Source organism: Flavivirga eckloniae, assembly GCF_002886045.1.
In the GTDB taxonomy this organism is placed as follows: Bacteria; Bacteroidota; Bacteroidia; order Flavobacteriales; family Flavobacteriaceae; genus Flavivirga; species Flavivirga eckloniae.
In genome coordinates this window covers 5,306,984-5,331,332 of the sequence record NZ_CP025791.1, presented here as the reverse complement: position 1 = coordinate 5,331,332, position 24,349 = coordinate 5,306,984, and the positions used below count along the sequence as shown (strand labels likewise).

At 33.7% G+C, this 24,349-nt stretch carries 17 protein-coding genes; 2 read left to right on the top strand and 15 right to left on the bottom strand.

The annotated features are described in order from the left end of the window. The first annotated feature begins 31 nt into the window (after positions 1–31). Positions 32–3,163, top strand: a complete 3,132-nt coding sequence (locus tag C1H87_RS22025) for a T9SS type B sorting domain-containing protein (RefSeq protein ID WP_102757891.1) — start codon at positions 32–34, stop codon at positions 3,161–3,163. Between the two features lie 242 nt (positions 3,164–3,405). On the opposite strand, the gene C1H87_RS22020 is transcribed toward C1H87_RS22025, so the two are convergent. The 9 genes from C1H87_RS22020 to C1H87_RS21980 form a co-directional block, all read right to left on the bottom strand. Continuing rightward, the gene (locus tag C1H87_RS22020) at positions 3,406–4,482 is read right to left on the bottom strand and encodes a hypothetical protein (RefSeq protein ID WP_102757890.1); all 1,077 of its coding nucleotides are present in this window, start codon (positions 4,480–4,482) and stop codon (positions 3,406–3,408) included. A 192-nt stretch (positions 4,483–4,674) separates the two neighbouring features. Further along, positions 4,675–5,286: a ParB N-terminal domain-containing protein gene (locus tag C1H87_RS22015; protein WP_102757889.1), complete on the bottom strand. Its 612-nt coding sequence runs from the start codon at positions 5,284–5,286 to the stop codon at positions 4,675–4,677. Then, positions 5,286–6,461 (bottom strand): DUF3440 domain-containing protein, encoded by a 1,176-nt coding sequence (locus C1H87_RS22010; protein WP_102757888.1) that lies wholly within the window; start codon positions 6,459–6,461, stop codon positions 5,286–5,288. Before C1H87_RS22010 ends, C1H87_RS22015 begins: the two co-directional genes overlap by 1 nt. Positions 6,462–6,611: 150 nt before the next feature. Further along, positions 6,612–7,154 carry a hypothetical protein gene (locus tag C1H87_RS22005; protein ID WP_102757887.1) on the bottom strand — a complete coding sequence of 181 codons (543 nt, stop codon included), beginning with the start codon at positions 7,152–7,154 and terminating at the stop codon, positions 6,612–6,614. Positions 7,155–7,916: 762 nt separating this feature from the next. After that, positions 7,917–8,729 (bottom strand): LytR/AlgR family response regulator transcription factor, encoded by an 813-nt coding sequence (locus C1H87_RS22000; protein ID WP_102757886.1) that lies wholly within the window; start codon positions 8,727–8,729, stop codon positions 7,917–7,919. A gap of 1,741 nt (positions 8,730–10,470) precedes the next feature. Then, a complete protein-coding gene (locus tag C1H87_RS21995; RefSeq protein ID WP_102757885.1) occupies positions 10,471–11,310 on the bottom strand; it encodes a T9SS type A sorting domain-containing protein in 840 nt (279 codons plus the stop codon). 36 nt (positions 11,311–11,346) lie between these two features. After that, positions 11,347–12,318, bottom strand: a complete 972-nt coding sequence (locus tag C1H87_RS21990) for a lipocalin family protein (protein WP_102757884.1) — start codon at positions 12,316–12,318, stop codon at positions 11,347–11,349. A 292-nt stretch (positions 12,319–12,610) separates the two neighbouring features. Then, positions 12,611–13,513, bottom strand: coding sequence for a PorP/SprF family type IX secretion system membrane protein (locus C1H87_RS21985; protein WP_102757883.1), 903 nt, complete (start codon positions 13,511–13,513; stop codon positions 12,611–12,613). Between the two features lie 762 nt (positions 13,514–14,275). Then, positions 14,276–15,271, bottom strand: a complete 996-nt coding sequence (locus C1H87_RS21980; RefSeq protein ID WP_158655321.1) for a WD40 repeat domain-containing protein — start codon at positions 15,269–15,271, stop codon at positions 14,276–14,278. A 420-nt stretch (positions 15,272–15,691) separates the two neighbouring features. Between C1H87_RS21980 and C1H87_RS21975 the strand changes: the two genes are divergently transcribed. Further along, on the top strand, positions 15,692–16,411 hold the full coding sequence (locus C1H87_RS21975) for a putative quinol monooxygenase (protein ID WP_102757881.1): 720 nt from the start codon (positions 15,692–15,694) through the stop codon (positions 16,409–16,411). 38 nt (positions 16,412–16,449) lie between these two features. On the opposite strand, the gene C1H87_RS21970 is transcribed toward C1H87_RS21975, so the two are convergent. The 6 genes from C1H87_RS21970 to C1H87_RS21940 form a co-directional block, all read right to left on the bottom strand. Next, positions 16,450–17,343, bottom strand: coding sequence for a helix-turn-helix domain-containing protein (locus C1H87_RS21970; protein WP_102757880.1), 894 nt, complete (start codon positions 17,341–17,343; stop codon positions 16,450–16,452). 9 nt (positions 17,344–17,352) lie between these two features. After that, positions 17,353–18,930 carry an HAD-IA family hydrolase gene (locus C1H87_RS21965; RefSeq protein ID WP_102757879.1) on the bottom strand — a complete coding sequence of 526 codons (1,578 nt, stop codon included), beginning with the start codon at positions 18,928–18,930 and terminating at the stop codon, positions 17,353–17,355. A 102-nt stretch (positions 18,931–19,032) separates the two neighbouring features. Continuing rightward, the gene (locus C1H87_RS21960) at positions 19,033–19,902 is read right to left on the bottom strand and encodes a polyprenyl synthetase family protein (RefSeq protein ID WP_102757878.1); all 870 of its coding nucleotides are present in this window, start codon (positions 19,900–19,902) and stop codon (positions 19,033–19,035) included. A 309-nt stretch (positions 19,903–20,211) separates the two neighbouring features. Further along, positions 20,212–20,631, bottom strand: coding sequence for a hypothetical protein (locus tag C1H87_RS21950; protein ID WP_102757876.1), 420 nt, complete (start codon positions 20,629–20,631; stop codon positions 20,212–20,214). Next, complete coding sequence (locus tag C1H87_RS21945; protein WP_158655320.1) at positions 20,628–20,888, bottom strand: hypothetical protein; 261 nt, start codon at positions 20,886–20,888, stop codon at positions 20,628–20,630. Before C1H87_RS21945 ends, C1H87_RS21950 begins: the two co-directional genes overlap by 4 nt. 1,055 nt (positions 20,889–21,943) lie before the next feature. After that, positions 21,944–24,343, bottom strand: coding sequence for a tetratricopeptide repeat protein (locus tag C1H87_RS21940; protein ID WP_102757874.1), 2,400 nt, complete (start codon positions 24,341–24,343; stop codon positions 21,944–21,946). Positions 24,344–24,349: the final 6 nt, after the last annotated feature.

Here is a 24,349-nt window from a genome sequence, read left to right as displayed (position 1 = left end):
AAATTATAAACCTAAAAACCCAATAACTAACATGAAAACCCAAATACTATTACAATTAAAGCGATGTGCCATCCTCTTGGGCTTCATAAGCTTAAGCAACTATGGCCAGGTACAAATAGGACAAACTATCATAGGAGAATCTAATCATCTTGGCCTGGGAGAGACCACAAGTTTGTCAGCAGATGGGAATACCATGGCCATAGGGTGCTGGAGTACAAATCCTCCTTTTAATAAGGGTTCTGTACGTGTTTATGGAAAAAATGCGACCGGGCAATGGATACAAATAGGCGATATAATAGCACCGGAAACGAATGTTAGAGTTTTTAAGAGTGAACAATTCGGAAGGAGCATAAGTTTGTCGAATGAAGGTGACGTTCTGGCTATAGGAGCCAGAGGTAACGATGGAGCAGGTACAGATGCAGGCCATGTACGTATATTTAAAAAAACAGATGCCCCATCGGGTGGTTTCAAGTGGGAGCAAATAGGCAATGATATTGATGGTACGCAAGCAGGGAGCCAATCGGGATTTGATGTGAGTCTCTCCGGAGATGGTAATGTCGTGGCCATAGGAGCCCCGTTTTTTGACGTTAACGGCCATCCTGATGCTGGCCAGGTACGGGTGTATAGAAGAGAAACCAATGATAATTGGGTACAAATAGGCAGCGATATTGAAGGGCGGTCAGAAGGCGAACGGTTGGGGGTAAGTGTGAGCATATCCGATGACGGTAACACCCTGGCCATGGTAGCGCTTCATCTTGGACCACCATATACTGTCGAGAATAGGGTAAGATGGGATTCTAAGGGTTTAATAACAAGAGTATATAAAAATGATAACGGCACTTGGGTTCAGGCAAGTGATTTTACAGGTGATCAAGGAACGGTTACCCGTGATGATAGAGGGGGCTATGTACGGCTAACAAGAGACGGGAATACCCTGGCTATAACTTCAGTTGCAGATCAATCTGTACGTGTGTATAAAAGAAGTGCCAATAATAATGATAACTGGATCCTGAAAGGCAATGAACTAAGAGGGGCTTTTGGATATGGCATAGCATTATCTGATGATGCGAATACTTTAGTTGTAGGGACGCCCCATATCGGGTTTAATAATTTATTAAGTGTGGGCAGAGTAAGTATTTATAAATATAGTTCCCATAATACCTGGCAGTTAGTAACTGATTTTGATGGTGAACATAAAGGGCATCAGTTGGGCAGCAGTAACAGTCTTAGTTTGTCTGCAGACGGGTCGGTCGTGGCTATGGGCGCTTCTGACTATGGTTTTAATACTACTACTGGGCGCAATCTGTTAATTGGTCGGGCACGTATGTACAATATAGGCGAAATAGGTGTTTCCATACAAGGCGCACCGGCAGCAATAAATACTACAGACCCTTTTGAAGTGATCTTTACTTTCGATAGAAGCGTTACCGATTTTAACCAAGAGGATATTGCTGTTACCAATGCCACAGTCGGTAATTTTACGGCCGTCAACGCATCCACATATACAGTTGCCGTTACACCTATATCCATATGTGGCGACGATGACGATATTACCATTAATATACCTGTAAGTTCAGCATTCGATATAAATTCCAACATCCCCAATTTAGCAGCGCGGGAGGTCGTTGTAAACACCGGGGTTGTAGCGGCCGCCAAGGACATTACCGTAGAGCTGGCTCCCAATGGCCTGGCGACCATCTCACCAGAGGATCTGGACGACGGTTCCGGCCATAACTGCGACCATGGAGCTGCGGTCACACTAAGCTTGGACAGAGATACTTTTACCTGTAGCGATGTAGGAGCTCCGGTAACCGTAACCCTTGCTGCTACCTCTGGCAATCAAACGGATATCTCGACCGCCGTGGTGACTGTGGAAAACAATACCAATAGCCTTGTGGCCGCTGCCAAAGATATTACCGTTCGGTTGAACGCCGATGGAAAGGCTTCCGTCAGCCCCGGGGAAATAGACAATGGTTCCGGGAGTGGTTGTAACAACACCAACCCCATTTCATTAAGTCTGGACAAGAATGTTTTTACCTGTGACGACTTGGGTATGGCGACCGTTGTACTTACAGCCAAACAGGGTAGTGAAACTGCCACGGTGACCGCCACAGTGACCGTGGAAGCTCCTTTGGACAATTTGGTGGCCATTGCAAAAGATATAACCGTGCAATTGGATACCAATGGGCAGGCGACCATTTCTCCAGAGGATGCGGACAACGGTTCCAATTATGGCTGTGGCAAAATCCCTGAATTGAGCTTAGACAAGAGTACTTTTACCTGTGATGATGTGGGTGCCCCGGTACCGGTGACCCTTACAGCTGTACAGGGCAACAATTCGGATACGGCGACCGCTGTGGTAACCGTGGAAGAGGATTTAGACAACCTTACGGCCATTGCCAGAGACATCACCGTGCAATTGGATACCAATGGGCAGGCGACCATCTCGCCGGAGGATGTGGACAACGGTTCCAATTATGGCTGTAACAATGTCCCGAACCTAAGTTTGGATAGGGATACTTTTACCTGTGACGATTTGGGAATCCCGATAACAGTGACCCTTACCGCTATACAGGGCAACAATTCGGATACGGCGACCGCTGTGGTAACCGTGGAAGAGGATTTAGACAACCTTACGGCCATTGCCAGAGACATCACCGTGCAATTGGATACCAATGGGCAGGCGACTATCTCGCCGGAGGATGTGGACAACGGTTCCAATTATGGCTGTAACAATGTCCCGAACCTAAGTTTGGATAGGGATACTTTTACCTGTGACGATTTGGGAATCCCGGTAACAGTGACCCTTACCGCTGAACAAGGCATCAATACAGCCACGGAAACGGCTTTGGTGACCGTGGAAACTACCAACAATTGTGAGCCCCAACCTCTTGTGAATTTCAATAGAGGGGTTTCCCCAAACGGCGATGGCATTGCCGATACCCTGGTGATCGAAGGCCTGGAAAAGTATAGAAACAATGTGGTGAAAATATATAACCTAAACCAGCGGTTGCTGTTCAGCGCCCATTATGCCGGCCCCGGCGATGCCTGGGACGGCACCCATAAAGGCGGACGGGTGCCTGTTGGCTCCTATGTATGTGTTATAGATTACAACGAATCAGGGTTGGGCCACGAAACAAAAATGATATATATCAATTACTGATGAGCTTTCCTCCGGGAATCAAAGGGCATATAAAAGCAGAATAACCTTTGGATTTATATGCCCCAATGTTTTGATAGCACAAATTAAAAATAGGTTTAGAACAAATAATCAAACCCCTTATACAATGAGTTGAGTGGTTCAAATAGAAATAAATGAAAAAGCACAAATTATATTTTTTTATAGCAAAATCGGTATGAGTTAATGAATGCAAAAACATTAGCTTGATGCAAAATAAACCTACTCTAACTAGTTTTTCCAGCTACTTTATTTTGTTGGGTGCGAACGTAAGCGTAGTTGGCCAAGTACTTATTAAAAACATACATTATTAATATTAAAAATAACGCACTTATAAAAAAGAGTGGCATCTGGACTATTTTTTTAGAAAAAAAATCATTTTTCAATATTCCTCTTTCAGGAAATTCTGAAATTATATTAATAGTACTTTTTGTTTTTGCTTTCTCTATGTTTAGTTTTACTTCCTCTTCTTTTAATTTTTTTATCTGATTAAAAAGTTCTATTTCTGATATTCGCTCGATTTTGTTATCTGTTAAATTAATATTAGTTGTTCCTACCGGTTGTTGCGCTTCTAAACGTCTTATCTCTTTATAAAACGATTGTAATTTATTGATTTCCCTTTGCTGCTTCTTTATCATGGAGTCTATGACCATGATATTATCTTCATTAACTTTTTTCTGAAGTTTGAAGTATTCATTGTTCTCTATAGATGTAACTATTCCTTTTTGGCATTGTTTAGCCGTTTCGGGTACTGTAGCTTCTATTTGGACTTGGTGAAATTCTGCATTTACATCATTAAACTCCTGCAAGTAGTCTTGATAATCTACATTCTTTAATGTTACAGTATCCAGGTTTTTAATAAATTCGCCAAATTGTTTTAGTTTTTGTATTTCATCTGAAACTCCTGTTATTTCTATATTTTTTATACTTTTTGCTATTAACTGGGATATATGTAATACTTCAGATAACTCCTTGGTTTCTTGATTTTTTGCCAACTGATTATAAAAATCAATATTACTATATAGTTGTCGCGCACTCTTAAAATTAGGCTGAATAACCATAACGGATTTATAGAGTGGTGATGCTATATAATCTATATACCCTCCAACCCCAACACCCAAAAAAGTCGCTAAACTAAACTTTAAAAAATGACCTTTAAAGAACAACAAAGTAACTATGAAAAGATGAAATATCGTTTTTAAAATAAAAGCGATCCGATTAAAAAAAGTATTTATCGCATTGCCAATAAGTTTAAATAGCTGTCCTAAATCTATTTCTTCTGATGTGTTTTCTTTTGTATTCATACTATTTGGTAAAGGAACTCATTTAGACTTTTTCAATTTGCTAAAAAATTGCTGTTTTTAACTCTATTTTTGTCTTTTTTTCCTTCCGTAGCTCTGCTATGCAACTCAAAAAAGCCTTCAATACAGTTAAAAACTTCTAATTTTCGCTTAAATCCAAAAAGTCTAAACGAGTTCAAGTTATAAGATGGCAATTCAATGCCATGATTGAGAATAATCGTTGTCTTTAAATAATTCGCCAAGACCTTTGAATTGCTTAAGTCTTAGTACCTCGTCTGCATCCATTCCCAATGCTTCCATAATTTTTTTTGACGACCACCCATTGGCTGATAATGTTTTTACTACCTCGCTTATTTCTGCTATTTGATGCTTTCCCCTAGCCCTATTGTGCCGTATACTAGCCACTATTTGTTCTGTTTTGGGAAGATCTAATATTACTACTGGTACTTTATGGTTTAATCTACGCTGCAATACTTTACTTTTTTTAATGAGACTCCAACGGTGGTAGCCATCAATTAACATATAGTGCTGTTGTTCTTTAACTGATACTATTAAGGGTAAAGTGATACCATGATCTAGCATAGAACGAAGTAACAAACGCTTTTCTGGCATGGCTATTTTATTAGGATTATAGGTATTTGGCATAATGGTATTTATGGGTACCCACAATACTTGCGAAACAGGTTCTACATATTGATTACAGACGTCTAAGACCTTCTTTATTAATTCCGTTTTATTTTCTTCTGGGATATCTTGACTTTCCTTTAGAATAGTTATGATCTCTTGTTCGATATTCTTCTTGATCATTAGGCTATCTTTTTATCATACAGAGTTTTATATGTATTTTTAGTTTGGGTAAAACCTAAACTTCTACACCACCAATCGTTTTTAATGATACATTTACATATTCTTCTCCAAGACGGTAATTTTCCTGAGTTTTCTAATTTTAAGTTGCCCTGATCTGGTATAAGCTCTAAAGAAAATCCATTATTCTCCCACCACCTTAGAAAGATTTTGATTTTACCTGTATAATGATTTCTAGTGATTTCTGGCATGGATTCTAGTAAAATATAAGCGTACTTTTTCCATGTCAGGCCTTCGGGAAGTAGTACTTTAACTCTTCCAAGAACAGCTGTTTTACTATAATACGCACCAAAATTAACGCCATGAACACGTCTTACCACCTTACACCAGGTTTCTGGCTCGATTTGGTGATAATAGGCTAAACTTTGACGCTGATCATCTCCGTAGGGTTGGCAAATGCGCATTTTATGAATGGAGATTCCGCATAAATAAAAATAGTCATAGAGTTTATTATACTTTATTTTTTCCTTGCCTACATACCGCCAGATATCCTCGGTTCGCCAATCGTAAATAGGATATGAAAATATGAGGTTTTCTGACGCTTTACTCATCCAGTTTCTACTACGCCAACCGTTGGAGGTTACCGAAAAAAATCTGTTTAAGCTTTCGTCTGACCGAATTCCCAATAAGCATGTGGATAATTCGTCGTTTGAAAACCAATTGCCCCATTGGTATACAAAATCTTCGAATTCCATTCCATATTTAAAAAAGGGATAATGCTCAGGATTTGATATTACCTGAGGATGTTGTGGCATAGGACGAATCCATGCTTCAGATTGTTCTGGATCCCAACAGCGCCAATGTGGTTGAAAAACACTCACCGAATTTCTGAGGTTTAAAGGTAAACAAACCCAATGTAAGTTAATTTCTTCTGAATTTACTGCTACATCTTCAATATGCTTAATGGTGATATTATATTGCCCTTCCAAATCAACAAATAAGACATCAAGCGGTAAGCGGTTTTCAGATTTGGCTATTTCTAAGGCTAAATGTAGCATAACAGTACTGTCTTTACCTCCACTAAATGCTACATATACCTTTGGAAAGGTGTTAAATATATCTTGCATACGCTTTTTAGCTGCGATATAGACGTTTTCGTCTCGATAGTTTTTGGGCATTATTATATAATATTATTGCATGTTGTTTACGAGCCCATTTCGACTTTTCGATAGGAACTATAATGCTTTCTTACGAAGGGCCTAGTAGTGCCTTATGATTAGTCTTTTCTATTAAAAGGGTTCATACTTTTTATTTATTTTATTCTATACTTACCATGATATAGATACCACTATGGCCCCATTTTCTTGTAAAAGTGGGTTGTTAGTAAGCCATCCCTTTTTATAACCACTAGCATCTCCATAAAACTGGTCTTTTTGGTCTTCTCTGTAATCTGTCCATAATCTGATTCCTATATGGAATTTAGTTTTGGCATAAAATTTTGATAGTCTTATATCACCTCCTACAACGCCACCAACCATAGGAAAGGGGTTTGTTTCTCTCCAAATTATTCCTAAACGGAACCCGCTATAGTATCTAATTTCATTGTTATTAAACAGATTGAAGTTAATACCTAGTGTACCAATAAGGTCTGTATATGCCACCTCAAAACCGTTGTAAGTTGAAGCTCCTACTGAAGCATAGCCCCAATGCATGATTTTTTGAATTTCTCCACCAATTTGAAAACCACTATCGGTAATGGTTGGATCTATAAACAGGCTTACTTGTGTGTAATCTTCACTTATAAATTGTGCATTGGCTATTGCACTTTTTACTAACAACACACCTACTATTACTTTTTTAAAACGCTTCATTTACTTCTTTTACTTCAGTGTTTTTTTAGTAGTTTAACATGATGATTAAGCATAGCAATATCCCTATTGCGCATAGAATTATTCCTCTTATAACATAATTCACATTTTTTTTACTTTTCATATTTTATTTCTGTGATATTATTAACTATTTTTTCTTCTTTATGTTTGGCTCTATCACACCACAGTAAAACATTAACATTAATACAAGACCTACTACTATTTCCATTATTTTCATCTGTTCAAATTTTTATAACCATCTGATTATATATTAATTATAAAATTGAGAATGTATATAATCGCTACGCTCTCACATTAAACCTGCCGGTAGGCAGGAATTTTAAACATTACCTTTTGTGAAAAAATGTCTAAAATTTATTAATGTTCGCTTGATAGCCATTTTATACTTGATTTGAATACTTATGAATGCACTATTAATGAGATTATTAATAACACTGTACACATGAACAGTATGACTAGTAAGGCGCACAAAGCATATAATTTTTCTTCCTGGTATTTTCCCATTACAACATTTCTATGGTTTTATGATGTTGTCCTCCTTACCTTTATACTTCTTTCGCTAAACATAGTGCTACTAGGATAAGGATAAAGATGACTATTACTATTATAATTTTAACTGCTTTCATTTTATTAGGTTCATTCTTCTGTTATTTTTTTCTTATCTAGTTAGGGGTTAAAAACCCTGTAAATTCATTCTATCAATGATGAGATTCCCTGACTGCCGTCAGGCAGACTCTTCGTGCCTTATTTTGAATGACAAGAAGGATTCTCTTTTAAATAATTCCAATGAATAGAGCTTTTTAGGTTAAACAGCGGAATGGCTTCTAAAATGTCCTGTTTGTATTTATTTGCTATTACCGGATGAAACTTGCTTAAGCCCTCTATGTGTATCTTATTCCCTACCACTTTATAAATCTTATCTACATTTATGATTACCGATCTATTTACCCTTAAAAAATTATTTGGTAAAATTTCTTGTATTGACTGTAGTGTTTCTCTTATTAAGTGTTTACCACTACTTAAATAAATGGTTATATAATTGCGGTCGCTCTCCAGACATAACACTTCTTCTAAATAAAATTTGATGAGTGAATAGCCTTCCTTTAAAAAAAAAGCATCTTTACTTTTCCTTCTTACTTCATTTTTTTTTAATGTGTCTATTCCCGACATCTTATCAGGTGAATTCGTTAGAATACAATTATTACTATTACTTTCAATGAGCTTATCAAAATCTACAAATGGGCGAAAAAACATTCTATATAAATCGACTTCTATTTTGCCTTTTTGGGTCTCTATTTTTTGTGATATATTACTATAAAATGTAATCTTATATTTATATTGATGAAACAAATGATAACATACCATGTCGCCTCTAAACATGTCAAAAAAGTAATAATCAATTAGTATAAAATCGTATTCTTTATTCTGTTCTGATAGCCACAAATCTTCCCAGGAAAAAAAAACTTCACGTCTGCGTACTCCACTATTTCTTAAATCTCCTAATAGAGATAAACAGTCTGACTTTTTTTGGGTTAATATTGCTACTCTATCTTTCATTAAACTTTTTTAATACTTAATTCATAGCCTATTTTATAAATACTTTCCAGCCTCATTTTATAAATACTTTCCAGCCTCATTTTATATACTATTTGAAACAAAAAGACGTGCCACTAGTTAGGGTTATTTGAAGTAGTTAACTAACCCCCTACCCAACTCCCCTTATAAACACAACACGCCTTTTCAAGTAATTTTTTATTAATTAATTTATTTACAAATCTATTTTCATTGGCTATTCTGAAACATAGATAATTTTCTATTTACCATGGATAATTTGCTCTGTAACTGTTTAATGTTGTTTATTAATAATTAGATCTGTATATAATTGTATTTAGATGCGTATTTCTCATATAAAATAACTTGGTAACATGTTCTTTTTTAGTGAACTCATTAATTTCAAACACGATATGCTATAACTTTAAAGCGAAGATTCATTCTATTTGGCTAGTCTTATAAAAAATGTGCCAAACTATGTTAAAATGGGGACTAAGAAATGGTTTTATGGGACTCGTAAAACTATTTTTTGAATGGTTTTAATGTGTTTTGAGATGGTTTATTGTTAGCTGTTCATTTTCTTTAAAACGAACTAAACCTGTTTGATATATTAAAATATTCTTTTCAATATTTTTTTGCATTGCCCCAAAAAGAAACAAACCTGCCTACCAGCAGTTAGGAAACTCTAGCCTTAAATCTTTGGCAGTCAATAACGTTTTTAATGTCTAAAAGAAAAAAACTCACTGCGTTCAAACAGTTTTTCTTTTGTACGACACTTTCAAACTATTGACACTCTCCTGCCAGATGCTAGGGTATTCGGCTAGCGTTCCTATTTTAAATAACTTAATGTCAGTTCGATTTATTAATAATTGATAATCAAAATTTTAACACAAAATCCTCTCATTCCGAACGCTATCGAAAACAAAATATATTTTGTTTGAAGATATAAGCGAAGCTTACGACAAGGAATCAAATCATAATGTGATGTCTCGTCACTCATGCTTCGCTCCCTGTCTGCCGACAGCTACGGTGTACCCACAAATATGGCTGCTTAAATAATAATTCTAAAAAGATAGACACTAATTTCACGAATTATCACAAATGGTTCTAAATATAAATTATTTACAAATAAGTAATTCAAGTTTACTTATTAATAAATTAAAGTGCAGAAATATGATAGAATTAAATTGGGTTTGGATTGTAAAAACAGACTGAAAGTCTGATTAGTGATTATGAATAGTATAGAGAGCTATCCATCATATTGAGGTTTTATTCGTATAAATCTGTGTAATTCGTGGCTTGATTAAAAAGATGTGGGTACACCGTAGCTGTTGGCAGGCAGATGTCGACATGACAAGTAGCTGTATTTTAGACAATTAATTCAGACTTTCTGGATGTAATTCACTCACGTTAACTTAGAAAGTTGGCTTAAAGGAGATTTAGTTATATAAAGTAAATCGATTATATGAGTTGTGACCAAAGCATTGGCAAATTTTTAAAAATAATGAATAAAAAAATATTTAGAGTTTATTAATGCTTCGTGTTTTCATATTCAACAAAAAAGAAAACCCCGTTTTTATTCCTTATCGGTCATTTTCGGGGTTTGTGTTTTTTTAATTTACAAAGAATTACTAGTATTTACAAGGCTTTAAAGGTTTTCTGAATGCACCTTGATAGATATAAACTGTTGACAGGTACAGTTGTAAGTCATCAATACTGGTATAAAAATGTGTAATCAATTATTTTATTATAATTTAACTATTTTGACAGTTTGATTAATTTCAGTATTTGTAACTTTCAAGTAATAAACACCACTGTTATAATTATCTAAACTTATAATTTCTTCATCATTTGTGGATATTTGAGAAATTAATAACTGCCCATTAAGATCAAATAATTCTATTTGTTTTTTTACAGTATTATTAAACAACAACTTAACATTGTCAGCTGTGGGATTAGGATACACGTTGCTCACCAACTCTGCTACTCTAACCTCTTCTGCACTTAAAGTGTTTGCTGCAGGTGTTAATATAATATTACCAAAGTCGGTACATTGTGTTCCTTGAAAAGTAGTCGTTCTTATAGTAAAACTTTCAATGCCAATATTGTTCTGGGCAAAAGTAGTAGAACCTGGAATAGAACCTGCTGCTCCTACCGAAGGAATAGTAGTAGAAACCATCGTCTCACCTAAATTATTAGAGAAACTAAAACTAGTTGATAAACCGCAAAACTTTTCAAAACTAATATTAGATAAATTAAAAGAACATGGTTGGCCATCTTTGGTCAATATTACTGTCCAAATCTCTGGTTGTATCGACCCACTACCAGATCCTACTTGTGCGAAAAACAATGGTTTTCCTGAAGTAGTATTTTCACCAGAAACATCCCCCCATAAATCAGCATCTGCAAAGTTGTGGGTTGCTGTTAATTGATAGCTAACACCTTGGTTTAAAACGGTCTGACTTACACTCGTTCCATTGATACTTGTATTGCTTGAAAAATCAAAAGTGATTTGGTTTTGACCAAAAGAGAGCGCTGTAAATAAAGTAAGGGCTGTTAAACATAAATTTTGTAATTTTTTTTTCATAAGATTAAGTTATTTAAGGTTAAATTATTCGGGGTTTTATAGCTTTTTGTAAACAAATTCTCTGACTTGTTCATTAACACTACTATCTGTAAATGTGTATATAAGCTTAATGGTCTTGTTATCTTGCAATAATAATTTTATTCCGGAGATGTTTTTAAGTACTATGGTTTTTTCGTCTTTTACTATATATTCCAAGGTGCTCGTTTTGATAAATTGACATGTTGCACTGGTATCAAAAACAACCATATCATTTCCTTTGGTAACTGCAGCCTTAATACTTTCTGGTAAAGGATAACTTACGCTTACATTATAGTTTAGCAAATCTCTACGATTGAAGGTTTTCTTATGCTGAATAAATTCAAAAACACTCTGAGATTTAAATTCCATTGTGTTTTTTTGAAGACAATCTTGATCAGAGTCGATTTTCCACTTTCCTAATATGTTTTTAATTACTTCTGTTCCATCAAAAGTGTTGGCTTCTTCATTACCATTATCGTTATCTGTTTCCAGGTCGTCTGTTTCTTCTTCCGGATTTTCCTCTAATTCCGTATTGTCACTTCTAATAAAAATATCTATTTGATCTTGTTCCTCATTACCATTGGTGATTTTGGAGGTAATTTGTAAGGTATCATCAATCAACTTGATTTCAGAATCAAAATTAAAAAAAGTAACACTATTTAAACCAATAACCGTATAGGTTCCAGATTGTGTACTTGTTTTAGAACAAAGGTTTGTAGAACTACTTCCTGGTTTTAAAAAAGTTAATTTATAAGTACCATCTTGATTAAAAGTTGCTATTGATTTTTTTAAGCATTCAAATTCAGATGGTGAAACACTTTTATTGTCAATAGTGCTGCTTACCAATTTCCAATTTCCAACTAATTTTTCTTTAGTGGCTATTATTTCTTCACTGTCTTCCGGATTAGCATCATCATCAGAATTACACGAGAAAAGTGCCAGAGCAAAAAGCACAAATAATAATGGTTTACAAGTTTTAATACGTATCATTTTTTTATTAATTTATATATATGTATTGGGCTTATTTTTTATTGTACTGCTATTTGGGTGGTATATAGGTTGCTCACTATAATAGGGTCTCTCTAAACCTAATATGAAGATGCGTCTTGCCTAACTTAACCTCTCAATATAAGCAAGCACTTATGGAGCAACCTATAATACTCTCATTTTACCACCCAGGGGTTATACGATTTACCGCTTAGAATTTCGCATATAATTGAATTGTTATGCTTATACATACATATATATATAACTTATAAGTTAATGTATGCTTACCTCTATCTTATCTTTGTGTTTGTTTTCCTGAGATTAGTATTGGAAACTTTAATATGAATTCGTGATTTCCTCTTCTATAATTACTTATTGCGGTTATAGAGCTGTCATAGGCATAGCCTATCTCAATTCTATTTGTCATTTTAAAGAATACCAGGGAGCTAATAGATTCTTTTAACCTGTAGCTCAGACCAAATTCTACCCTGTTGTACAGGTCGAAGGTTCCGCTTATATCCATTGAGAAAGGCACTTCGCTAATTACCCGTGTTAAAAAAGAGGGCGTAAAGGTCACATCCCCGTTCAAAAGAAAATGATATCCCGCTCCCATAAAAAATTGCATTTTATCTGTAGCTTGTGTTACAATGCCCGATTCCTTTTCGTATCTCCTTGTTTTTAGAAGCGCTGGTACGGATATATTTATAAAATAGTTTTCTCCCTTTAAATAGGCACCTATTCCAATATTTGGATTGAACACACTTACATTTTCTGAAAAAAGCGGATCGTTATCAAGTCCAATATCTGCCAAGTCTATGTTAACGGCAGCCCCACCTGCCTTAAAGCCCAGAAATAGGTCCAATTTTTCTTTTAACTGTAGTCTATAAGATAAATCAACAAAAACATCGGTTTCCTTGAGTACGAACACCCTACTGTTGATAACTGAAAGGCCCAACCCCACCTTGTCGTTCATTGGGCTACTCAATGAAAAACTCCAGGTTTTGGGTGCGTCATCTAAACCCGTCCATTGTGATCTATAGTTTGAGGTGAATTCCATATTTTCACCAGTACCTGCATAGGCCGGGTTAATGATGTTCATATTATAATTGTATAGTGTAAATGTTACATCTTGCTGTGCATAGGACTGGATGCACCATATCGAGATTGCTATAAAAAAATATAACCTGTTCTTTTTCATCTAGTTGTTTTTAATTTAAACCGCTCTCAACTCATTGAATAGAGCGTTTGATTGTTTGTTTTCAAAATTATTTTTATCCGGGTGTTCAGAACATGGATAATTCGCTATTAAACATGGACATATTGGAGAATTTCTTTGCTTCGACTCCGCTCAGCAACCAATGCTCAAAGACCACATGGAAATATCCATTCGATTACAGAAGCAGAGAAATCAATAAGTACTCATTGCCAACAATATGAAAAGGAGAACTAGTCTCTATTTTAATTGAACATAGCTACTCTTACAAATGTTATCAACCCGAACAGAATGGTGCTTATCTGTACAAATACCACCACATATAATAGGTGTAATACTTTTATCTTTATTGGTTTTTGTGACGTTTTGAACAGCGCCATTGTTGTGTATTTTTTTTTCATACGCTTAAATCTTTAGAATTATTTTAATTTATGTTAATTATAAAATTGAGAATCCCGATAATCATTGGGGCTAGCGCTACGCTTTTACATTAAACCTGTCTGTCAACAGGAATTTTAAACACTATTTTGCTAGAAAAACATCTAAAATTATAATGTTCGTTTCATGCTTTATGTATTGGTTTTATTCATTATTGCACCACTATTTGGGTGGTATATAGGCTGCTCACAAGGGGTCCCAACTAACTCTATTATGATCTTACTAAAAACCTACTTTTATAGTAAGCAAGACTTATGGAGCAACCTAAATACTCTCCATTACCACCCAGTGTATAAAATTAAATTGGTGTTATATATCTGTGTTTATCTGTTTCCATATATTTGAACTGTTATATTTATACACACGTACATAGTTTATAATTGGTGTATGCTTGCCTCTATCCTTATCGTAAGCTCCCAGGAGTGTGATTGTATCCTTACCCAAGCTTATATTATTAAAGCCTAATACGTCATAGCCCGTTGTTTTACCGTCTATATCTGTACCTTTTTGAACCCAAGCCCCTCCTTTGGTTTGATACATGCGGACGTACGCATGTCTTTTTCCTTTTTTATTATCCTTATATGCTGCTGTAGCCACAGTAGCACCATTACTGGACAAACTGATATTCCATCCTAAAAAATTATCTTTTGGTTCACCTGTAATATCGTTTCCTATTTGCTCCCAGTTTCCTGATATGTTTTTATACACACTTACATAGCCTGTTAGCACGCCTCCTTGATGCGCTCCTACTGCCAGAATACTTCCATTATTAGATAAACTTACGCTTGTCCCGAAATAATCTTTTGCTGCTTTACCGTTTATATCTGCTCCTACCTGAGTCCATACTCCTGAATTATTTTTATAGACACGTACATGCCCTGAATTTTCACCATTACCGTTGTTAAGAACTGCACCTATAGCTACTATAGCTCCATCGCCAGATAAACTCACACTATAGCCTGACCAATCTCCTTCTGCCTCTCCATCGATATCTCCTCCTATTTGTTTCCAAACTCCTGAATTATTTTTATAGACACGTACATGCCCTGAGTTTGTACCGTTACGCCCATGGTTATGCTTAGCGCCTATAGCCACCGTAGTGCCATCTTTAGACAGACTTACGCTATAGCCTGAGTAATCTCCTACTGCCTCTCCTTTGATATCATGCCCTACTTGACTCCAAACTCCTGATTTGCTTTTATATATGCGTACGCGCCCCGATTTTGTATTGTTATTAGTGGCTTCATGGATTCCTATAGCCATGATATTTCCATTGCCTGACAAGCTCACGCTATAATTAGGCATATTAGCGACAGTTTTGTTAGTGTTTACAGTTATTTGAGCCTGAGCATAACAGGCAAAACTTAGTACCAAAAAGAGGTTTGCTCGTATGTTTTGTAATCGTATCAATTCTATCTTTATCTTAATTTTAAAGCGAAGATTCATCCTATTTAATTTTTCTGATAAAAAAAGTGCTAAAACATATCAAAACAGGGACTAAAAAGAAGTTTTATGGGATTTCACAAAACTGTTTTTGAATAGTTTTTATGTGTTTTAAGATAGTTTACTGCTAGTATCCATTTTCTTTAATGAGATTGTTGCGTCGCTGCATAGTGTTTATACTTGTTTTATTTATAAAAAATTGTCCATGTATAAGTTATAGATATCCATTCCTTACTTCTTCCTTTTACAACAAATTTGCACTGTAACAAAACATTAAAAAACATGAAAACAAGACCTCCTTTTAAACTGGTAATCTTAGTATTGCTTCTAGGGTTTTCAATTCAATTATTTTCTAAAACCAAAAACAGTATTATTATGACACACACACAAAATGAAACCATTGGACTATTAGTAACCATGAAAGCCAAAGCAGGTAAAGCCAAAGCTGTTAAAGATTTTCTACTTAGTGGATTACCGCTAGTACTTCAAGAACCTGAAACGGTATCCTGGTTTGCTTTTCAGATAGATGAAAACACTTTTGGAATATATGACACCTTTGAAATAGAAGCTGGTAGACAAGCTCATTTAAAAGGTGAGGTTGCTAAAGCTTTATTAGCTAATGCTGATAGTCTACTTGAAAGCTTTGATGTAAACGTTGGCATTAAACCCGTTAATGTGATTGCCAGTAACCATAAGCCTGGTGTACAAAATAAAGGTTTATTGGTTATTATGAACGCTAAAGCAGGAAACTCTGAAGCCGTAGAACATTTTCTAAAGGCATGGCAACAACTGATAGACGATGAGCCTAAAACATTATCATGGTATGCTTTTAAATTAGATGATACAACATACGCTATATTTGACACTTTTGCCGAAGATTCTGATAGGGATGCACATTTAAAGGGTAAAGTAGCAGCTGCCCTTATGGAAAACGCTCCTGTTATTCTGAAAGATTTTGAAGCTACGGCTATTCAAAAGATAGATATTCTGGCTTCTAAATAATTATAGCAACATTGAAAAAGAAAACGGAAAGGAGCGTCTTAATCGATGCTCCTTTTTTTAAGATCCACTTGTAGTTTTTCTAGTTTGGCAAAGCCTACCGTTTTTCTATAAGTATCGGGCGATACCCCAACTTTCTTTTTAAAGAATCGGCTAAAATAAAATTCATCATCATAGCCCAATGCTGCAGCTATCTGTTTTACTGGTTTAGACGTTAAATAAAGTTCTCTTTTTGCCTCTATAATAATTCTACTGGTTATTAAAGATGTTAGTGTTTGGTTTAAATATTTTTTTACTATGCCTGCCAGGGTTTTAGAACTTACACATAGTATATCTGCATATTCTTGCGGTGCATGTAGCTTAGTGTAATTCCCCTCAATAGCATCTACAAGGTTTTGCAAAACTTCTGATTGTCTATCGGTAAATTTTAACACAGTATCTTCATCAAATTTCTTTTTCTGTCTCACAGATTCAATTAGAAATACTTTTAAAAAAGCAACCAGCACTTCATGTTGTGCTATAGAATCTCTATCCATTTCTCTAGAAATTTGATCTATGAGGTTAGAGAATAATTTTTCTTCAAATAGCTTAAAAAAAGGTAAGCCATGAAAATTGCCAAAAAGCACACCTTCTGTTTCTATTTCATTTTGATGTCTATAGGTACAGAAAAAATCGGGATGAAAATTTAATAAAAATCCCGAACATGCTTCATCAGAGCTAATCATAAATGGTTGATATGGTGATAAGCAAATCATATGATTTGCTTTGAGCTTATATTCTGAAAAATCGACTTTTAAATTAAAATTAGCACCATGTAATAGAATGATAGAATAATAATTTTTACGCTGTAAATGATCAAATTGATTTAAGTTATTGAATTGTTCCAACCTAAATGCCAATTCATCGTTTTGCTTATTGATAATGATTTGTGCCATACTCTTATTTTAATTACGTTTACTCATTAAGTTTATTGCTTCTAAAGCAAATGCTGTGCTAAGTTCCCTACTTCCGAAATATGTGTTAGACCTTGGTGCTATAAAAAGCCCGTACATAGGCCAACCGCCATCTTCCAATTGATCATCCAATAATTTTAAAAAGTCGGTCCTATTAACAATTCCTAACTTTTTTAACGCTATAACTCTTAAAGCGCGTTCTAATGGAAATGACGAACAATTGATGCGCAATACTAGCATTTCTATAAGTGGTTTATGAAATTTCTGAAACGCATTAGGGAAATCGACCACTAGCCTGGACAGGAAAAACAAAAACACATCTGGTGCAGGATAATATCGTGTACCTTTGAGGTATTTTTGAGTAGTTAAAAAGTCGTATACGAAAATCTCTGTTTCTTTTAGTGCTTCTCGCTCTCCATATCCAATTTGATGCATTAAGTACAATACATTTATGGCTACAATGGCATCTATTCTAGGTCTGTTATCATCAAAATATACCTGAATGATACCATCTTCATTTCTGTTACCTATCATTTGTTCCACTACAGGAGCTACCTCTTCCCTAGTGAGCTTGTTATTATTTAATAGAAATGATAATACCATTGATGTGGTATCCAAATCGTCAGGGAAATTTTCTGGTCTGGCTTCATTTTTATAAAAACACCAACGTAGTTTATTTTTCCCATCATGATTAAGAATCTCATAGGACATGGATTCTATAATATCATTGGGAAGCGACGAATAGGAATGTAAAATGACTGCGGTTGAAAATATTTCTTTGGAAAAATCTTCACTCCCCATTAACTCTACCCCATTACCCACAAAACTTTTGCAGAAAGGAAAATTATGTAATCGACCATTTAAATAGGCTTCCCCTAATGCCTTCTTTTTGATTACATGATGGTTTATATCTGGAAGGCTTCTATTGTTTTCTTTTTCAATACGCGTATATGTAATGTTATCTTTTACATACTTTACAGTACTTATTCCAAAGCTTGCCGCCTGCTGTAGGTTTTCGGATTTGTCGTCTATAAGAACCGCCGTTTTTGGGTTTATGGAGGCACTTGAAATTATGTATTGAAAAATAGTTTCTTGTGGCTTTCTAAGTTGTAACAAAGCGGATACGTATAAACCATCAAAGCACTTCCAATAATCAAAGTTTGTATATAAATAAGAGAACGATTCCCGGTCTACATTTGAAAGACAATATATTTTTTTATTTCTTTTATGCAAGGTTTTAAGTACCTCCAACATGGGCTCGTTAACTTTTAAGCTGGCCACACTTAACTCTAGCAATTCTTTTAACTTACTATAAGGTGTTTGTAATTCGCAACTTAACATTGTAAGTGCCGATTCTCTATTAATTAAACCTTTTTCTAAATCTTGCCAAATTGAGTGGTTTAACATCTTCCTAACATCGTCTATTCCTTTTGTTTCTGATGTAAAGTGAATGGAGTCCCAATTTAAGAGGACATCGCCTAAATCGAAAATAATAGTGTCATAGTCATCTAAAGTGTTTAATAATTCAGTAAAACGAATTGCTACTTCCGGGGTTGATAGCTCTTTCATAGTGTTTGGGTTTTAATTAATGACATATATAATAGGAAACTCATCATAGTTCTTCTTTTCTTAAAAACAAAAAGTTAAGATGGGGTTATTTTTAGGATGGTATTATCTTTTCCTTTGAACGGTGAATTTTGCAAGTTCTAATAAAACAGCTACATTTTCTTTTTCAAATTTATCTAAACAAGACATGGCTTTTTCAGATAATTTATCAGCTTCTATTTGAGCATTTTCAACGGAACCAAAAAGCGAAGGATATGTTAGCTTGTTTTTATCTGCCTGCTTTCCTGCTGATTTTCCTAATGCTTGAGCTGTTTCAGTTTTACTTAAAATGTCATCTTTTGCTTGAAATGCCAGTCCTAAGTAATACCCGTATTCTAATAATTTACTTGTTTGCTGTTCTGACAATTTGCTAGAAATACATCCTCCTAAAATTGCCATTTGAATGAGTGCACTTGTTTTTCCTGAGTGTATAAACTGTAAATGCTGTAGCAACAACATGTCTTCTTCCCAGGATTCAGCATTTAAATCGGCACATTGGCCTTTATGTAGTTGATTGTTTAGCTTTCGAAAAAGTTCGATGTTTTCGCAATATTTATGAAATGGATACAATCCTTCTTCAAAGAGCCTTGAGGCGGCAAGGATTGCTGTATTAACATCATATTTTATATGGCATGTTGGTGCGTTTCTTCTAATATCATCATCATCCTGGATATCATCTATAATTAGGGTATATGTATGTATAAATTCTACTGCTTTTGCAAATTCCAACGCCTGGTCTTGATTCCCATTAAATCCCTCTGCAATTGTTAAAACAATGGCTGGTCTTATTCTTTTTCCGCCATCTCCCAAATTTAGCATATAGTACATGGCTTCATTTGTAGATTCTAGTATGTTATTGTCAGAAAATTTTATGTTTTTAAAAGTTGTATCTATTTTTGATTTAGTTCTTTCTAGGGCAGCTTTTAGTTTTTCCATTTTCAGTTAAGTAAGTTTTTTAAATATTTTGGGCATACAGCATTAAGAGCATGTTTACTTAACGTTATATTGTAAGGTGAAATTTTAATAATTGTGTTAAATTGTTTATAAGAAAAATTATTTCCAATGTATATGCTAATACATGGATAATTTTTCAAAGTAACTGTTTTGGGTTTTAATTTAGGAAGTAATCGAAAGTGATAATAATTAGTATCTTTTGTTTTACCCTTTAACAACAATTTCAGGAATTATATTAATCAATTCTTAGAATGATACTTTTTAATAATTAAGTGTTGTAGGGTTTTAAAATTACACAATTTGCAAGACCGTATCTTTTCCTCCTTTTTTGAATAGATAGCTATATTCAATCTTCATTTGAAAGACTAATAAGATTAAATAAACTTCAAGTTCTTTTTCTTCATCACTAATTTTTGTAGATAATAAAATCTTCGTGATTTTTTCAGAAAATTTCGATGCTTCTTTTTTGATATCTGCCATCATAAAATCTTCTCTATTAAGTAGCTCTAAATTAAAAGCTAGCCTGTAAGCATTGTACAAATTATTAACCGAGAGCTTATTTAAAATCAATTTTTCTATCTCTGCACATTCTTTTTTATTTTTAAGCTGTAGTTTCTCTACAATAGTATCCTTATTTATGCCTTGATATCTTAATCGCAAATAACTTAATTCTTTATCATTAAATAGTCTTACTGTATGAGCTTGTTTCATTTTAAAGTAATTTTTAATTGTTTTAGTGAAAGCCTTATTGCATTATCAAAATCAAATAAAACATCTTTAGACAGTTTATATCTAGCAGGCGGTTTGTATTTAAAATCATTAACTATTTTAGATGCATAATCTAACGCTATTTCTTTTATAGCTGGATTGATATAATCTCGCTCTTCTAAAATTCCAAGCTCAAATGCTTTTTGAATTATAACGAACCAATCTTCAGTTTTAAATTTCTTTTTTAATGTTCTTTTCATGTACTCCAAATTTTTTATTTTCATTTCGAGAAAATCTGATATAAATTTGTTATCGCAATTAAGAACAAATAATCTCAAAAAATACTTTTCTCTATTTGATAGTTTGATACTACTATCCTCTTTTATTAATTCAATTCTACTACACTCCATTTTTTTATTTTTTTACTATGAACTTATTATTCCTTATTTCCTAAGTGCCACTATGCGACTCAGAAAAAGACTTCAGCATTACTAAAAACTTCTAATTTGTACTTAAACCCAAAAACTTTAAATGAGTTCAATACTAAATTTGTGTGAAATCAATATCTAACAGTTTCTCAATCGTAATTTCTTCTTATCAAAAACTTGTTCTAATTCGTTATTTCAGTAGATGGATTGGCTAGCTTACTTATTCAAAAAAAAATTCTTACTATAAATTATCCTAAAAAAAGTGTTGAAACCACTTTAAAGTGGGACGAATAAGGCATTAAATGTGATCGTGAATAACTAACAAAACATTCTAAATTTAATTAAAATGTTACTTTATAGTTAAAAAGAAGTCAATTGAGAATCTGGATTTCAGAGACTCTTTTAGAGCCTAAAAAACCTGGAGAAATTAAGATAGTGATCTATAACTAAATTCTTCATTTAGAAATATTGCGGTTCTACATTTAATATGTAATTTAATATAGTTTGTGTTAATTATGAATACAGTTACTTCCCGATACAGAAAGTAAGTTTACTTAATTTTATGACTTTATTGATTAAAAAGCACAAATACGATACAAATTTCAAATATTATTTAGAATATTAACATGTTCTATTTGTCAATATTTAGTAGTTAAAGTTCATTGCCTTATACATTTCTAAATTGTTTGGTTTAATACTAATAAATGTCATTTTTTCTTAATTTTCGAATTAAAAACAAGAGGAAAGAACCATTAACTTTAGGGCTTCTACGAGTTATTTATATTCCTCCTGACACATCTCATTATCAATCTATTAGCACATATTCTCACTTGGTTGGACTCTACCTAGAATAGTTACACAAACTAAGGACAAACCCCATAAGTGTTTCATTTATCATTATTTTTTAATGACAACAGCAAATTTTTAAATTTTGGGTCATCTCTGAGATTATCTATACTGTCATCCGTTTCAAACCAATTGATATCTGTAAATCCAAATTCAATTGCTTTTTCTAGATTTTCAAAGGCCTTTTCAGGTTCATTCTTTAAAGCATGATACATTCCCCAATTTCGATAGACTCTCCCGTTATTCGGATTTAATTTTTGAAATTCGGAAAATGAAGTAAATGCCTCTTCGAATTGATAGTTTTTGACAAAAGCTGTTCCAAGATTGTTGTAAATTATTAACTGATTACCAAAGACATGAATTATCTCTTGATATGCTTTAATTGCTTGATTATAATTCTTTGTAATATATTGATTTAATCCTCTCTCATTTAACTTATTGAAATAGAGTTCAGATTCTCTCTTAAAATTTTTTGTATAATTGACTGAATCATTACTCTTGTGAAAATTGATATTTTCTTTATATCTTAATGTAGCACTATTAAATTCATTCTTTTTTACGTAGATTTCAATTAACGTTCTTCTTGCTAAAACTTGCATAAATGAATTTGACTTAGCTAAATTTTCAACTGCTTTTTTGGCATAATTTAGATGTAAACTATCAAATTCATTTAATTTCAGCATTATAGTAAAATAGTGTTTTCCCCAAAATGCAAAATCTTCATTTGAGAATACCTTTCTCTTTAATTCAGTAGAAGAATTAAAACATTCTCTCGCCCTGTTGGCTTTTTTTAAAAATATATTCAGCATTCCTTCATTTTTGTACCAATCCGCTCTTTCTAAATTAGACATACCGCTGAAATTAATTCTAGAATAATAATCCAATGATTTTTTGGCATACTCAATTAATCTAGTTGAGTCATTGCAATATTTAGATATCGGTGGGTAACAATCTTGAGCCAGAAAACGATACCTATTAGACATGTATTTGTAGCCCTTATTTTTTAAACTGAATGACAAACCCTTTCTTGAAATGAAATTAACCACTTGCGAAGTATTTTCATCTCTTTTGTTTGGCTCTAATTCCCATGCGACAGAATTAAGAAATATGAGGTTTTCTAGTCTTTCTTTTGATCTTACTTGTTTATTAGAATTAAATAAATTGTCAAACTTCATTAAATATGTTTTTATGGTTTTATCATCCTTATATAAGCTTGTTGTTAAAATAGAAATCCTCCATTTATAAGTTTTTAATAAATATGAAGCATTTAATTTAGGATAATTTGACAATGTATTTTCACATTGATCCAAAACTCTTAATATTTCATTTGTTTCTTCGACAGTACTCCAAAATCCTTTGGGATTAAGCAACGTAATGTAGGCAAATCGCATGTTAATGAAATTTTTCACTTGACTGACATCTGATTGGGTTAGCTTTAAGTAAATGTTAAATGCTTCCTTGCAAAAACCTATACCTTTCTTTTTTAGGTTATCAAAATAGTCACTTGAACCTCCTGTCAAAAAAGAAAACTCAAGAATATATGTCAATTCATCAATTGCTATCTTAACAAATTTTGATATGGCATCCACAATTTTTATTTCGGATATATTATACTTCTTATAAGCTAAAACGATCTCTTCATAACACCGTAAGGCATCTTTATAGTCATAAATACTTGTAGAAGCTCTAGCTCGTGTTTCAAGTTCTTGAATTGCTGAATTAAAAAGCGTCATGCTTTTATCAATATCACTCAATGCATCCTTAATATTTAATGCTTCTCTTGCTTCTACTATTGATTTTCCTTTATTCAACAACTCAATATATCTCAAAATCCGCTTAGGTGCACTATCTTTATTAATCGAAGCGATACGTATCGCTTCTTTATAAATAGTGATTGAGTCTGCTTTTCCCTGCAGACTTGCTAATTGCGAGGTTAATCTATTAATCTTCTCATAGTCTTTTTGTTTACTTCTTTCTAGCTTAAGAAATTCCTTTTCTTTTTGTGCCAAAGCCAAATCTGCTGATGTCTTTATTATTCTGTAATATTTCTGAGCCACCAAATCACGCTGCCCTTTCGGGGCAATGATAATTTTTAATTCATTCTCTACCGTAGACTCAATTGGGATTTCAACATGTTCAAGTTCTCTTTCATTAACCAATTCCCAAATTTTCCCAAATTTATCTATGGCAAAATTGTTAACTTTTAAACCGATTTTTGGATACACGGTTTCACCGCTAACTTTTGAGTTAAATTCAAGTGTAAATGAACCATCAGCTTTTGAATAGTCGCCGTTTGAATTTTCCTCAGTAACAAAAATACCTTCAACAGCAGTCCAACCACTATTTTGCTGAAAGACCTTTCCTTTTAATTGAGTTTGTGCTCTGAGGTTAAGACAAAATAGGATAAATATGTTAAGAATAAGAATATTAAATCGTCTCATTTAATA